A 14051-nucleotide genomic window follows, 5' to 3' on the forward strand; every position below is an offset into this window, starting at 1 on the left:
GGAGGCGGGGCGAGAGGGATGAATCAGCGGGAATCCTTGCGCATATCGGAGACCGGCGGATGTCCGGCGCTTGCGGGTGATGCGCGCAGGTTGTCGATTCGCACGCCGGCTTCACCTTTTGCCGTCAGCGCGTCGATGTGGACGGCGGCGTCGCTCTTTCGATCCGGATCATCGACCGTCAGATTCTCAATGACCACGTTTTCGCTGTTGTTCACCGATACGAGAGGATCGGTGCGACGGGGACGGGGGGAGCCTGGTTGCAGCTCGATCCGGTTGTCGCGAATAGCAATGTCGCCGGTTGACTGGAGGCGGATCGCTGTGCCCGCAGGATTGAAAAAGCGGTTGTTCTCGATGGTGACGCCGCGCAATGAACGCCCTTCAGCCGGTTGGTGGCCGAGGCGGTAGCTTATGATGTTAACGGGGATATCCCCCCCTCCCTGAAAGGTATTGCGGCGGATCGTTATCTGCCACGGCATGGGGCCCTCCGGCCAGTCGGGTTCGTTGGCCATGACGATGCTGTTGGCCGAGGGCGCGACAAATGTATTGTTTTCCACAATACCGTCACCCGCCCGCAACAGCACGGCTCGTCCGCGAAAATGAAGAAACCGGTTGTTGCGAATGACATACCCGGCTCCGCACCGGCTCAGGTTATAGAGGGTGTCGGCGGTCCTGGAATTTTCCCCGGCCCGGAGCTCCGGCACGGGCGTGGCGAAATCGAGTGTCCAGAGTGTCCCCTTCGCGCCCGGCGCGGGCTGGATTTGCGACACCAGCGCCTCGCCTTTCACGGTGCCGCTTCCGGGTTCGATGATCTGGAGCTTGTCGCCGGCTTTGATGGAGCCTGCGTATCCACTGACCCGAATCCGGGTCGGCGAGCTGACCTCGCGAACGACAACGGCGGGGGCGTAGATGTTGATCGCGTCGTCGGCCATGCCTTCGAACTCGCCGTTTTCGATGAGCGGGCCTTTGATATTTTGCTGGCAATGCACGCCGTCGGCGTCGGTTGAAATGAGGCGGTCAGTACCGGGGCGGATGCGCACCTGGAGGCCGCGGACGGTGAGGGCGTCGTTGCCGACGGAGGTCACGGAACTGGCGGGGCTGCTGTAAACGATGATGTCTTCCACCCGGCAATTGCGGTTGGCGGTCAGAAAAAAGGCGGCGCGGCCTCCACGTGCCAGTTGCACGAATCGGTCGCCGGTCGCCATGAAGCGGAGTTTGGGCATGTCTTTGGTTTCGGGCCTGAGACGCCAGACGCCTTTGTTCCCGGTTTCGGTGGTGAAGGCGAGGTCCACATAAACGAAGTCGGGCGCTCCGGATTTGAGTCGGCGTGTCTGGCTGTCCATGATCATGCCCCAGCTCCGGGTGAGCCGGGTGAACATCGGTTCGGCAAGCTGCGGAAAACCGTGGTCGATTTTCAGATCGAAAGTACCTGCTTTGTAGTCGACTGCAACGATTTGACCCTGGGTGAAGGGAAGCGGGTCGTAATCGATGATGAACCCGCTGATCGTGGTTTCGTCACACTGGTCCAGGGTGAAGACACCGGTGTGCGGAGCACCGATCACCAACTCCGTTTTGCCTGGTTCGCCGCGAATTGTCAGTTGCCGCGCACGGGAAACAGGAACGCAGGACATTTCCTCCCCGTCCGGCAGCAGGCGCCAGGTGCCGGCACTGACCTTGACAACCGAACCGGGACCCGCGGCCACAGCCGCGGCAATGGCGCGCCGAAAGGCTGGTCCGCAATCCGTCCGTCCGTCCGCAACTGCTCCGAAATCTGCCACATCGAACACCTGTCCGGCGGCTTCGGCAGCCATTACGTTAGTCCCCATGGTGAGAAGAACCAGGTGAAGCACACCTGAAAAGATGAACACCGACACTCTCCGCCGGAAAGTAGTTGTAAAATAATGACATTCGTATGGCACAGCGGATACGGATAAGGGGATGATCCTGTAAATACTGAAAGCTGTTTCGAAGTTGCTCAGGGTTTGGGAATCTCCCCTTTCCAGAAACTGTGGTTGTCATTGGTGAGCATTTCTTCCGTCAAGATGACGGAGGCGGCATGGCCATCGGCAAAGCAGATATTGGCTTTGCCGTTATGGCGCGGATTGGCGAACTTGCCGTAAAAGGCGCTGCTACCTTTCGAGTCACCGAAAAATGGAGCTTGTGAGGGAATCGTGACATTTGCCATCCGAATGGCGTTTATCGGCTTTCCATCCACCTCGTCGATTTTGACAAGCGGCTGGCCCAGCTTGCCGTTCATCCCGTAACTGCGTCTGGGAGTGACGGTGTCACTCCCGGCCTTGGGGCATTCGAAGATCGTGCCGGCCAGATTATCGGGCAGCTCATCCTGGGGTGAGGTGCGACTCCTGAGGGGGATGGAATAAGCGTAGGGCCAAAGCTTGTCGGAATAGACGCTGCTCGTCGGTGGCGACATGCCTTTGTTGTCTTCAATGTAAAGTCGGGCGGCCACTCCGGTCTGCCGGAGGTTGCTGAGGCATTGGGCGTTTCGGGCGGAATCACGCACTTTTCCGGCGACAGGGATGATGATGGCGGCGAGAATGCCGATGATGGCGATCACGGTCAACAGCTCGACAAGGGTGAATCCGGCGATGCGGTTACTGATTTTGTGATGCATGACGGTTCCTTTATTTGGGGGGTGAAAGCCTGACAATGGCGCTATCTCGACGCGGCCTTGGCGGCTGCCTTGCGTTCCTGGTTCTCCTTGACGAGCTGGCTGGCTTCGCTGCTTTTTTTCACGCCGCCTCCGGTGTCGGCGAGACGGTTGATGACCTGTTTGAGTTTGCTGCCGGGGTTTTCCACACGGCCGGCGAGCACGTCGTTCTCGGTAAATTTTGCGAAGAGGATTTCTTGCTGCCCTTTGTGATAACGTCCGCGATCGTAGATCACGTAAATACTGCCATCCGGCGCTTGCATGCCGTCCGGGTAGCTGACGGGGTTGCGCTCATCGAGCACGAGTTTGTGCGGCCATGTCTTGCCGTCATCTTCCGACAACATGGCGGTGAGATTGGCGCGAGCCTTGGGGTGGTCGTTGACGACGAACAGCAGGCGGCCGGATTGCAGACGGGTGATGAAGAAGCGGGTGTTGATGCCGCGTTCTTTGGTGAAATAGCTCTCGTTTTCCCAGGTGCGGCCCTTGTCGCGGGATTCGATTTGCATGATACCATCCTTCGAGCGGAAGAGCATCCAGAGGCTGCCGTCGCGACGTTCGATCACCATGGGTTCACACCAGGTCCTGGCGACTTCGGGAGGCGCGGAGGGTTCATATTTGGAAAGGAATTCCCAGGTTTTTCCCCTGTCGCGAGAAATCCAGGAATGAAGCCGGCTCGACTGTTCGGGACCGAGAACCACGGGACGGAACCAGGTGCCGTCGGAGAGCACGGTGGGTTTGTTGATACAAACTCCATAGGTGATGAACTGCGGGCGTTCCCAGCGGGTGAAGGCGTTTTCGGGATCGGCCGCCTTGAATGCCCACACGGTGCGCAACTCGTTGTAGCCTTCGACTTGCATCCAGCGGTTGTGTATCCACCAGAGATTGCCATCCGGATCGGTCCACAGGAGGGGGTCCAGCGACTTGCTCTCAAAAAAACCGATCGGATGAAAAACGGCGACAGGCTCGGTCCATGTTTTCCCGTCGTCGTCACTGGTCACGAGTACGGAATAGTTGCCGTCCGCCCCTTCCATGAGCGGTCCGGCATACCAGGTCGCCCAGAGGCGTCCGTCGGGACTGCGTTCGATTCCCGGGACCCCCTGCCACTTGCGCGCCTGCGACCAGTACTGAGGGCCGGGATCGCGTTGCAAAAAAGGCGGCGAAAGGGGCGAGAGGCCATAAAACCGCGCGGCGCCCGCCAGGTTTGCCGGCTGCGCGGACACCGGAGCGGTTGCGGCCGTGGGAGCCGGTGCATCCGCAGCGGCCTCGCATTTGTTTGCGAGGCTTGTGATGGCGAGCAGTGACATGGCAAAAAGGGCGCGCGGGGATTTCATGGTGCTGAGGGATTAACGGATTATGTGGTCGGAAAAATCACTTGCGACGCCGGAGCAGCGTTGTCCCGAGGAGGGCACCGCAACCGAGGATGACAGCAACAGCGGATGGCTCCGGGATGGAGGTCAGCGTGCCATTCAGGGTGATGTTATCGAGCATGATCCGTCGTGTATCGGAGCTGGAGTTCTGGCCTTCAGCAAGGGCGAGCCGGAAGTAGAGCGTGTCGCCGGCTTCCAGCGAGGCGAACGATTGGGAGGACAGCGTGACGGTGAGGCCGGTTTTCAGGTAATAGCCGCGTCCGCTGAAATCGGAGGACAGGCCTGCGGCGAGACTTTGGGAGTCACCCACGGCCTGCCAGGTTGCGTTGTCGGTGGAGACGTAAAGGCGGGCTTGGGGAAAATACTGGAGGTGCACCGTCCCCGAATTGCTGGTGTCGTAACCGAGATCGAAGACGAAGGAGGAGAGCGACAGTTGGTAACCGGCGGCCATGCTCACGCTGAAGTTTAGCGAGTAGCTGTTTTCCGAAACGGCACCAGAGCCGGTGGTGTTCATGCCGATTTCATAAAGCCGTCCGGTGTAGGTGTCGCTCCCCGCGTAGGGTTGCGTATGGCTGACGGGTTGGGTGACGACACCGATGGTGTTGGTGCCGCCGTTTTCGGTCAGGGGGCTGACGGTGAGGCCGGGGAGCGTGGAGGAGGAGGCAGCGATGTTCGAGGTATCACTGGCGGTGGCGTTGGAAAAATCCCATTTGGCAATGGTTGTCTGGGCGCTGGCCACGGAGGTGCCCCCGAAAAGGGTGAGGGCGGAGACGAGCAGGAGTTTTGATTTCATATACTTGTTCATTGATTGACGGGTTGTGGGTTCAGAGTTGGCAAGGGGGGCAGGGACAGGGTGGCGGGCGATTTTACGGGTTCCGGGCCAAAGTATCGGGGAATGGGCGGGAGGGTCAGAACTCTTCTGTTACTATATCTGTAAAGTGAGTTGATCGTGGTAAGAGGTGATGAAGGAAGAAGGAGGGATTACCGGACCGATCCCGGCGTCCGGTCCCAGATGGTGAGATTCGTCAGGTCACGCGGGCGGGTCCTGAAGACCAGGGAGGCGGCGTAGCAGACGACCACCATGATGACGTTGCCGATGATCGAGGTGTAGTAGGGATCGAATACACGGGGCAGCGCGCCATACTGCATGAGCAGCGCGTAGATCGTGAACGCCACCGTGGCCGCGATGCCTGCGAGCACGGCGCGGGCGTCACCGCGGCGGCACAGCATCCCGAACAAAAACATGCCCGCGATGCCGCCGCCGAGAATCGCGGTGATGATGATCGTGAAATCATTGAGCGTTTTTGTATTCGAAAGATGAAACACAAACGCCCCGCCGACCATCAGCGCGGAGACCAGCAGCGAGGCCAGCCGCCCGGCGCGCAGGTAGTGCCGGTCGTCGCGCGTTTTCACCAGGTATTTTTTGTAGAGATCATGCACCAGCACCATGCTGCCGGAGTTGATGGCGCTGCTGAGCGTGGACATGGCGGCGGCGAGCGCGGCGGAGATCACCACACCCGAAAGCCCCGGGGGCAGCACCGTGATGATGAAGTGCGGCAGGATGCCCTCGGCCTTGAGCGTGCTTCCGAGGATGCCCAGCGAGGTCTCGTCGGGAAAGTGCTGGTAATACACCCAGAGCGCCGTGCCCATGAACATGAAAGCCGCCCACACCGGCAGCGAGCAGGCGCCGAGCACCACCATCGACTTCGTGGCCTCGCGGGAAGAGCGCGACGAGCACCAGCGTTGCACGCTTTCCTGATTCAGCTTGCCCGCGATGTATTGGGTCAGCCCGACAAGAATCAGCATCGTGACCGTCTTTTCGGTGAACGAAAAACCGGTGGCGATCGGTTCGAGCGCTCCGGTGGCCGGGTTCAGGTCCTTGATGGAAAATTTGTCCGCGGCCATCGCCTCGCGCAGGATTTCCCAAAACCCTCCGGGGACATTCCAGATGATGACTGCGATGATGACGACCGCGCCAAGGACAAGTACGAAGGTCTGGATGACATCCGTCCAGATCACCGCCTCGAAGCCGCCCTTGACGGTGTAGAGCGCGGTGATGCCGCCGGCGATCAGGATGCTCCCTTCCACGCTCAGTCCGGTCAGTGCCGCCATGAGCACGGCCATCAGGTAAACGACGCTCGCGGTGCGGATGATCTGCGCGACGAGGAACACGCACGCTCCGTAGGCCGAAATCGAAGGACCGAAGCGCAGCGAAAGATACTGATAGGCCGAGGTGATGGTGCCGCGCCGGAAAAACGGGATGAACACATACACCGATATCAGGATCAGCAGCGGAAATCCCAGATAGGGCACATAGCGCACCCAAGCGGTCTTGAAGCTGTCGGCGGGTAGTGCGATAAATGTTACCGAACTGATCATCGCTCCGACAAAACTGATGCCGATGGCCCAGCCGGGAAAGTCGCGCCCGCCGAGAAAGTAGCGGTCGGCATTTTTGTTGCGCCGCGAAATCCGCAAGGCGAGCGCCACGGTCAGTGCGAAGTAGACGATGATGACAACGATGTCGACGGGGTGGAGTTTCACGGGAATCAGATTTCCGAACAAAAGACAAACCACTGAACAGGAACCACGGATTTTTACAGATCACACGGACGGGTTTTACACAAAGCACGCAAAGGGCGCGAAGAAGCAGCGGGAAGAGGTTTTCCGGTTATCGGGTCCTTCGCGCTCTTTGCGAGCTTTGTGTAAAAGAACGTCTTTCGTGGGCTCATCGGGAGACCGGTTGCATCCGAAGACGATTTTCCATGTCAGTCATACAGAAAGCCGGATGGGGCATGGGGGTTTCTTCGTTTTTCATTTCCGTTGCCTTCGTTTCCTTCTGTTCAAAATTTTTCTCCACATTCCACGGGGTGCCATAATCGGGCGGTTCGCTCATGTAGGCGATCTGCGAGCGCACCCATTCGCCGGGGATTTCCGTGACGCCGCAGGCACGGCGCACGGCCTCCGTCGCGGCAATGCCTGCCGCCTCGCCCACGCCGTGCATGGTGGCCATCACGCGCACGGCGGCCGACGCCTCGTGCGAGGCCGAGAGCGCGCGGCAGGCCACGAGCAGATTGGGGCAATGCGCATTGACCAGACACCGGTAGGGCACTTCGTAAAAATCGCCCGGCGGCGGGCCGAATCCCGAGCGCACCTCTCCTTTGCCGTTGGGCCGCTGGTGCGGGTCGAGCGCGCCGGTCGGGTTGTGGATATCAATGAAATACCGGGACCGCGTGATGCCGTCGGGGAATTTTCGCGCCTCCACGATGTCGTCCATCGTCATCGTGTAGAGGCCGTCGATGTGGCGCGTTTCGCGCACGCCGACCTGACACGCCACCTTGTCCACAAAGGCGTCGCGAAACCACGGCACGTTGCGCATCAGCCATTCGCCCAACACAAAGGCCTGACGCCGCCCCTCGATTTCCGCATGCGTGAGATCCTCCGCCGAGAGGCCCGAAACGCGGTTGATCCGCGTCATGTTGAAATGCAGCACACCCGGACGCGGGTAATCGTAAAAGTGGACAAAATTCCGGTGCGGGTAATGCAGTTCGCCCGCCGCCAGCGCCTGCTGGAAGTACGGCTCCACCAGCGCCCGCGCCGGCCGCATGCCGCCGGCGGCGGCCATCGCCCGCTTGTCCACATTGGCCATGCGAAAACTGACCGTCATGGCCTGGGTGAGCCCGTCGGCGGGGCGTCCCACGCTGAACGGGCATCCGGCCATGGCCGCGAGGTCGCCATCGCCGGAGCAATCGACAAACACCTCCGCCGAGAAAGCCTCCGGGCCGCCCTTCGATATCGTATCTATTCCAGTGATACGTTTGCCCGCAGTCGTCTTCGTCCGGACGCCGGTCAGATACGTGTGATACCGCACCGTGACGCCGGCCTCGACGAGCGCGGCGTCGTAGATGCGTTTCAGGAGCTCCTCGTCGAACGCGGCGTCCATCAGCACCGAGCCGAAACCGCCGCCCGCATGCAGGGCCAGTGCGACCTCCTTGAAAATACCGCCGATCAACGACGCGCGTTTCCCGACCGGAGCGAGCTGGTCGTGAAATGCGTGGCCGGAAAACGGATTGACCAGCGCTGCCGTCGCCATGCCGCCGCAAAATCCGTAACGCTCCACCAGCAACGTGCGGCAGCCGCGCCGGGCCGCCGCCAGCGCCGCGGCCACACCGGACGGGCCGCCGCCGCAGACGATCACGTCGAAGCGCCGGTTTTTTTCTGCCGATCCTGCCGGACCTGTCGAACCCGCCGCGGATCGCGCGCCGGCGCGGGGCAGGGAAGGGGGGGAGGACGGGACGGCGGGTTTGACCATATCCCGAGCCTGCGCCGGCCTGCCGGCCGGAGAAACGGCGTTCTTGCTTTATCTGTAAAGTTGCGCCGGCCCGGCATTGCCATCGCGGGCGAGTCCGCGCTGACTCGGGCTTCATGAAAGGGCAAGTTTCCCAACGTGACCTCGCTCGGCTCGCCGGCGTTTCCCCGATGACGGTTTCACTCGCCCTGCGGGGCCATCCCTCGATCCCGGCGGAGACGCGGACGCGCATTGAAAAACTCGCCGGGGAGCATCACTACCGCCCTGATCCTGCGCTGGCCGCACTCAATGCCTGGCGCATCCGGCAAGCGCCCGCCCGCTTCCAGGGGACGCTGGCGTGGGTGACGGGCTTCGCGAGCCGCGATGCCTGGCGCGAGATGATCCAGACCAAGGGCTATTATCAGGGAGCCTGCGCGCGTGCCGACCAGCTCGGCTACCGCATCGAGGAATTCTGGGCCAGCGAACCTGGCCTCTCGGCGAAGCGCGCCACGCAGATCCTGCTCGCGCGCGGCGTGCGCGGTCTCGTCATCGCGCCGCTGCCGGAGGCGCACGGGCGCATCGATCTCGAATGGAACCATTTTTCCGCAGTGGCTCTCGGCTACTCGCTGGCCGACCCCAAGCTCCATGTCGTCATGAACCACCAGTTTCGCAACATGAAGCAGGTCGTGGAGCGGTTGCACGGGCTCGGTTACCGGCGTATCGGTTTTGCCATGCCATCGGCCAACGACGAGCGTGTGGATCACAACTACCTCGGCGGTTTCTGGATCGCCCGGCAGGCTCTCCCGGGCACGGGAGACGCGGCAGATCACCCGCTGCCCACGCTGCTCGCCCCGAAATTTGAACAGGCGATATTTCTGGAGTGGTTCCGGGAGGTCCGGCCCGATGCGATCATTGTGGCTGCGTCCACCGTTTACCGGGTGCGCGACTGGCTGGGCGAACTCGGGTTGCGTGTCCCGCGCGATATCGGGCTGGCCGTGGCCGCCGTGCCATGGCAGGACGCGACGATTTCCGGGATCGACGAGGATGTGCCCGCCATCGGCGCGCATGCGGTCGAGACGGTTGTCGGCATGATCCATCGCAACGAACAGGGGGTGCCGCCCCGCCCGCTCAGCCTGTTGCTCGAGGGCATCTGGGTCGCAGGCAAAACGGCCCGCAAGGTCAGGACTCGCCGCGCGGCCGCCTGACCGGAGCGGCGGCATGGCGGGCTGTCGGCCTTTGGCCTCGGTACCTGCCGCTGCGACGAGGTGCGTCAGCGCCTCGCCCGATGTCTCGCCGTCCTGACCGGCGACGCTCCGCGTCGTCTGCAGCGGCAGGAATGCCGCCGCTCCGTTGAGAACGTCGAAGAACCTGCATCTCCCGGGTTGCAGTCGGCGAGCGGCTTCCTTCTCCTCGCCACCATGCAGGAACCGGTTACGGAAGTCGTCGGCAAGAGCCTCGTATCCCACTTTCTCACGGTGGCGGGTGTGTTGCTGGCGCTTTTCGCCATCGCGCGGCTGTTGCGCGAAAAGAAACAGCCGGCCAACACGCTCGCATGGCTGCTCGGCATGGTGCTCATCCCGTACGTGGTCGTGCCGCTCTATCTGATCTTTGGCGGGCGCAAGCTGGCGCGACTCGCGGCGAGCAAGGTATCGATCTCGCCGCGCCTGCCGGTGGCGGTGCCGGCGTCGGAACAGGTCATGTATCACCCGACGTCGCACACGATGTGCGCCAACGGCGCCGTGGCCCCCGTGGGGGGCAATCGCGTCACGCTGCTGGTTGACGGCGTGGAAACCTTCGCGGAGCTGGAACGGCTGATCCGCGAGGCGCGGCACTCGATCCACATCATGACGTTTATCCTCGGTCGCGACGACACCGGCCGCCGGATCGTCGAACTGCTGGCCCGGCGCGCGTCCGAGGGCGTGAAGGTGCGCTTGTTGCTGGACGCGCTCGGGTGCCTGTTCACCAGCGGCCGGTTTGTGGAGCCGATCCGCAAGGCGGGTGGCGAGGTGGTGACGTTCATGCCCATGGTGCCGCTTTCGCCGCGTGGTTCGGCCAATCTCCGCAATCACCGCAAGATCGGGATCTTTGACTATCACACCGCCCTGGTCGGCGGGCACAACCTGGCGAACGACTACATGGGGCCGCAGCGATGGGCAAAGCGGTTCGCGGACCTGGGGGCGGTGATTTCCGGCCCGGGCGCGGTGCTGCTCAACGAAGTGTTTTTTGCCGACTGGGCCTTTGCGGGCAACCGCCCGATCGGCCCCCTGCACGACGAACTCGACATCGACAAGGCGGTGCGTCGCGAGGGCGACAGCGAACTCCAGGTCGTGGCGAGCGGCCCCGACGTGCCGGGCGATCCGCTTTACGACGGCATCGTCTCGATGGTGCAGGAGGCGAAGCGGAGCATCTGGATCATCACGCCGTATTTCATCCCGGACGAAGTGCTGTTGCGTTCGCTGGAAGTGAAGGCACGCGCGGGGCGCGACGTGACGGTCATCCTGCCTGCGCGCTCCAATCACCGGATCACCGATTTCGCGCGGCGTCCGTACCTGCGTCAGCTCATGGCGGCCGGGGTGCGCGTGCTCGCGTATCAGCCGGGCATGCTGCACAGCAAGGCGATCATCGTGGACGACCGGTTCGCGCTGGTGGGATCGGCCAATCTCGACATGCGCAGCCTGTTCGTGAATTTCGAGATCGGCGTGATGCTCTACAGCCAGGCCGACGCCCAGGCGCTGCGTACCTGGGCGGGTGAACTGGTGCGGGAGTGCGTGGAGATGTCGCCCGCGGAAATTCGCGGCCGGCGTTTCATCGGCGGCCTCGTCGAGGATCTGAGCCGGCTGCTGGCCCCGTTGTTGTAGGAGCGGCGGCATTCCTGCCGCTGCATTTGCCGGACGGGTATCCGGATTGTGGAGAACATCGCGCCATGCGATGTCACCCCGACCATGATCCCTGTATTGCATGCGGGGGCGAGGCGCGTGGCGCCTCGTCGCAGCGGCAGGAATGCCGCCGCTCCGGACCGCACTACGCGCAGATGGCGCAGGCGACTTCGAGAGAGGCGCGCGGGTTGAGCAGCAGCTCGACGAGCTTGAGCCCGAAATCGAGCGCCGTGCCGGCGCCGCGGGAGGTGATGATATGGCCGTCGACCACCACGCGCTCGCCCGGGATCATCGCGGGCAACTCGCCGGCGACGCTCGGATGCGCGGTGTAGCGCCGGCCGCTGAGGATGCCGGGATCGCCGAGCACGGTCGGGGCGGCGCAGATGGCGGCGATCCATTTTTTATGCTCGTGATGGCGGGCGACGCACTCGTTCACCCGGGTGCTGGCGCGCAGGTGTTTCACGCCGGGGCCGCCCGGGAGGAGCAACAGGTTGTAGAGCGTATCCCCCACGAGGGAGAGCGGAAAATCGGCGCGCAACGTGAGGTTGTTGCGACCGGTGACATCGAGTTTGTCTTCGAGCGACGCGAGGGTGACCTGGACTCCGGCCCGGCGGAGAACATCAATCGGGGCAACTGCTTCCAGCTCCTCAAAACCCTCCGGCAGAATTGCAAGGACAGTGGGCGTGGACATATTGGAAAACAAACACCCGAATGGCTTCAATGCGAGCAAAGTTTGCAAACACGACCCTGGTCATTTTCGGCGCCGGCTACATCGGCGGACACCTGGCGGAGCAGGCCATCGCGGAGGGCGCCCGGGTGACGGCGCTGACGCGCAACCCGGAACGCGCCGCGCGCCTGCGTTCGCTCGGCGCGACCGTGGTGGTGGCCGACCTCGCCGATACCGCCTGGCACACGGCCGCCGGCCTGCGCGGCAACGCCGACCTGGTGGTGGACTGCGTGAGCGGCGGCGGCAGCCTTGCCGGCTACCGGCGGAGCTATCTGGACGGCATGTGCTCGATTCTCGCCTGGGCGCGGGCGACCGGGCAGGCGGGACGGCTCGTCTACACGGGCAGCACCTCGGTCTACCCGCAGGGCGATGGCGCACGCGTGGACGAGACGATGCCGACGGCCACCGGCGACGACGCCGCTGCCGGGGCCGGCGCCGGGACGGATGTGGCGAGCGCGGTGCTCCTGGAGACCGAGCGCGAGGCATTGCGCTGGCCGGGAGCGGCCGGCGCCTGCGTATTGCGGCTGGCGGGGATTTACGGACCGCAACGTCATCACCTGCTGGGCCAGTTGCGCGAGGCGGCGGCGAGCGGCGCGGAGCTTTCCGGAGGAGCGGAAGATCACCTCAACCTGATTTATCGCGACGACGTTTGCGACGCGATCCGGGCGGCGGCGCTGGCGTCGGCGAAGACGCTGGCGGCGTCGGCCGGAGCGGAGGCGGGCGGCGCGGTTTTTAATATCGCCGACAACGCCGCGCCGACGCGCGCGGAGCTTTGCGCCTGGCTGGCGCAACGGCTCGGGTTGCCGGAACCGCGTTTCAGCGGGCAACCCGCCCCGGGCCGCCGTCGCCGCACGCCCGATCGTATCATCGTGAACGCCCTCGCGCGCCGCTCGCTTGGCTGGGAGCCGGCGCACCCGACCTTCCGCGAGGGCTACGAGGCGATTTTTGCGGAAGAGGCCCGTGAAACACACGAAAGGACACGAAAAGAATACCGGAAAGACACTTAGCCGGGAGAAGTGCCGGGCCAATATTCCGGAATTTTTACACAAAGGTCGCAAGGAACGCAAAGAACCTGTTTATCAAATTCTTGTGAATTTCTTTCCTTCGCGCTCTTTGCGACCTTTGTATAAGATTCCGATCCTCCGCGGTTCCATAGCGGTCTTTTTTTCGTGCCCTTTCGTGTGTTTCGTGGGCACGTTTCTCCTCCAGCGATGACCGGACGCATCCACATCAAGAATCTCGTTTTCCACGGGCACCACGGCGTGCTACCCGAAGAGCACACCCTCGGGCAGCGGTTCGAGCTCGATCTCGAACTTGTCCTCGACATCGCCGCCGCGGCGGCCGGCGATGACCTCACGCAGACGGTCAACTACGCCGAGGTCGTCGCCCGCTGCCGCGACATCGTGCAGGGCGAGCGGCACAAGCTTCTCGAAGCGCTGGCCCGCCGCATCCTCGTCAGGATCCTTGCGGATTTCCCGTTGCTGACCGAAGCCGGGATCGTGCTGCGCAAACCGTCGGCGCCGGTCGCCGCCATTTTCGATACCATTGCCCTGGAAACCCGCCTGAGCCGTGCCGACCTCGACCGCCTATCTGAGCCTCGGCAGTAACCTCGGGGACCGCCGCGGCTGGCTCGAGGAGGCGCTGCGGCTGCTCTCCCTGTCGTCGGGTATCCGGCTCGGGCGCGTCTCGCGCATCTACGAGACGACGCCGGTCGGCACCACCGGCCAGGGCGACTACCTGAACGCCGTGGCCGCCGTGGAAACGTCCCTGGCGCCGCATGCGTTGCTCGCCCGCTGTCAGGAGATCGAGGATGCGTGCGGACGTGTGCGCCAGGAGCGCTGGAGCGCGCGCACCCTCGATATCGACCTGCTCTGGCACGAGGCTTGTCCGCGCAGCGACGATCCGGTGCTCACGTTGCCGCATCCGCGCATGCTGGAGCGGGCTTTTGTCATGGTGCTGCTGGCGGAGCTGGCGCCGGACCGGGTGATCGAAGGTCGCACCGTGCGCGAACACGCCGCGCGTCTTGGCAGCGAAGGCGTGCGGGTGTGGGAAGGGTGAGCGAGGGAGCGGCGGCATTCCTGCCGCTGCTTTGCCGGACGGGTATCCGGATTGTAGAGAACATCGCGCTATG

Annotated in this window: 12 protein-coding genes; 5 read left to right on the forward strand and 7 right to left on the reverse strand. The window is 63.2% G+C overall.

Going from position 1 to position 14051, the window contains the following annotated elements; genetic code table 11:
• Positions 1-23 precede the first annotated feature (23 nt).
• From OPIT5_20440 to OPIT5_20465, 6 genes are all read right to left on the reverse strand, one after another.
• Positions 24-1823 carry an alpha-1,2-mannosidase gene (locus OPIT5_20440; GenBank protein AHF92261.1) on the reverse strand — a complete coding sequence of 600 codons (1800 nt, stop codon included), beginning with the start codon at positions 1821-1823 and terminating at the stop codon, positions 24-26.
• Positions 1824-1972: 149 nt separating this feature from the next.
• Positions 1973-2629: a type II secretion protein gene (locus tag OPIT5_20445; protein ID AHF92262.1), complete on the reverse strand. Its 657-nt coding sequence runs from the start codon at positions 2627-2629 to the stop codon at positions 1973-1975.
• A 41-nt stretch (positions 2630-2670) separates the two neighbouring features.
• A complete protein-coding gene (locus tag OPIT5_20450; protein AHF92263.1) occupies positions 2671-3996 on the reverse strand; it encodes a hypothetical protein in 1326 nt (441 codons plus the stop codon).
• Positions 3997-4033: 37 nt separating this feature from the next.
• Positions 4034-4837, reverse strand: coding sequence for a hypothetical protein (locus OPIT5_20455; GenBank protein ID AHF92264.1), 804 nt, complete (start codon positions 4835-4837; stop codon positions 4034-4036).
• 176 nt (positions 4838-5013) lie between these two features.
• A complete protein-coding gene (locus OPIT5_20460) occupies positions 5014-6573 on the reverse strand; it encodes a sodium transporter (protein ID AHF92265.1) in 1560 nt (519 codons plus the stop codon).
• Between the two features lie 184 nt (positions 6574-6757).
• Positions 6758-8341, reverse strand: a complete 1584-nt coding sequence (locus tag OPIT5_20465) for a glucose-inhibited division protein A (GenBank protein ID AHF92266.1) — start codon at positions 8339-8341, stop codon at positions 6758-6760.
• A gap of 113 nt (positions 8342-8454) precedes the next feature.
• Between OPIT5_20465 and OPIT5_20470 the strand changes: the two genes are divergently transcribed.
• Together OPIT5_20470 and OPIT5_20475 are read left to right on the forward strand one after the other, a co-directional pair.
• On the forward strand, positions 8455-9522 hold the full coding sequence (locus OPIT5_20470) for a LacI family transcriptional regulator (protein ID AHF92267.1): 1068 nt from the start codon (positions 8455-8457) through the stop codon (positions 9520-9522).
• A gap of 213 nt (positions 9523-9735) precedes the next feature.
• Positions 9736-11175: a phospholipase gene (locus OPIT5_20475; GenBank protein AHF92268.1), complete on the forward strand. Its 1440-nt coding sequence runs from the start codon at positions 9736-9738 to the stop codon at positions 11173-11175.
• Positions 11176-11338: 163 nt separating this feature from the next.
• On the opposite strand, the gene OPIT5_20480 is transcribed toward OPIT5_20475, so the two are convergent.
• On the reverse strand, positions 11339-11884 hold the full coding sequence (locus OPIT5_20480; protein ID AHF92269.1) for a glutamine amidotransferase: 546 nt from the start codon (positions 11882-11884) through the stop codon (positions 11339-11341).
• Positions 11885-11913: 29 nt separating this feature from the next.
• On the opposite strand from OPIT5_20480, the gene OPIT5_20485 reads away from it, so the two are divergent.
• The 3 genes from OPIT5_20485 to OPIT5_20495 all read left to right on the forward strand — a co-directional run bounded on the left by OPIT5_20485 (position 11914) and on the right by OPIT5_20495 (position 13978).
• Positions 11914-12927 carry an epimerase gene (locus OPIT5_20485; protein ID AHF92270.1) on the forward strand — a complete coding sequence of 338 codons (1014 nt, stop codon included), beginning with the start codon at positions 11914-11916 and terminating at the stop codon, positions 12925-12927.
• 204 nt (positions 12928-13131) lie between these two features.
• Positions 13132-13527: a dienelactone hydrolase gene (locus OPIT5_20490; GenBank protein AHF92271.1), complete on the forward strand. Its 396-nt coding sequence runs from the start codon at positions 13132-13134 to the stop codon at positions 13525-13527.
• Positions 13490-13978 (forward strand): 2-amino-4-hydroxy-6-hydroxymethyldihydropteridine pyrophosphokinase, encoded by a 489-nt coding sequence (locus tag OPIT5_20495; protein AHF92272.1) that lies wholly within the window; start codon positions 13490-13492, stop codon positions 13976-13978. Before OPIT5_20490 ends, OPIT5_20495 begins: the two co-directional genes overlap by 38 nt.
• Positions 13979-14051 lie beyond the last annotated feature (73 nt).

The sequence above is a fragment of the Opitutaceae bacterium TAV5 genome, from assembly GCA_000242935.3.
Taxonomy (GTDB): Bacteria; Verrucomicrobiota; Verrucomicrobiia; order Opitutales; family Opitutaceae; genus Geminisphaera.

Bases quoted from the DNA above. Each gene is read 5' to 3' on its own strand.
- OPIT5_20440 (AHF92261.1), bottom strand. From the start codon at position 1,823: ATGGGGACTAACGTAATGGCTGCCGAAGCCGCCGGACAGGTGTTCGAT.
- OPIT5_20445 (AHF92262.1), bottom strand. From the start codon at position 2,629: ATGCATCACAAAATCAGTAACCGCATCGCCGGATTCACCCTTGTCGAG.
- OPIT5_20450 (AHF92263.1), bottom strand. From the start codon at position 3,996: ATGAAATCCCCGCGCGCCCTTTTTGCCATGTCACTGCTCGCCATCACA.
- OPIT5_20455 (AHF92264.1), bottom strand. From the start codon at position 4,837: ATGAACAAGTATATGAAATCAAAACTCCTGCTCGTCTCCGCCCTCACC.
- OPIT5_20465 (AHF92266.1), bottom strand. From the start codon at position 8,341: ATGGTCAAACCCGCCGTCCCGTCCTCCCCCCCTTCCCTGCCCCGCGCC.
- OPIT5_20470 (AHF92267.1), top strand. From the start codon at position 8,455: ATGAAAGGGCAAGTTTCCCAACGTGACCTCGCTCGGCTCGCCGGCGTT.
- OPIT5_20475 (AHF92268.1), top strand. From the start codon at position 9,736: ATGCAGGAACCGGTTACGGAAGTCGTCGGCAAGAGCCTCGTATCCCAC.
- OPIT5_20480 (AHF92269.1), bottom strand. From the start codon at position 11,884: ATGTCCACGCCCACTGTCCTTGCAATTCTGCCGGAGGGTTTTGAGGAG.
- OPIT5_20485 (AHF92270.1), top strand. From the start codon at position 11,914: ATGCGAGCAAAGTTTGCAAACACGACCCTGGTCATTTTCGGCGCCGGC.
- OPIT5_20490 (AHF92271.1), top strand. From the start codon at position 13,132: ATGACCGGACGCATCCACATCAAGAATCTCGTTTTCCACGGGCACCAC.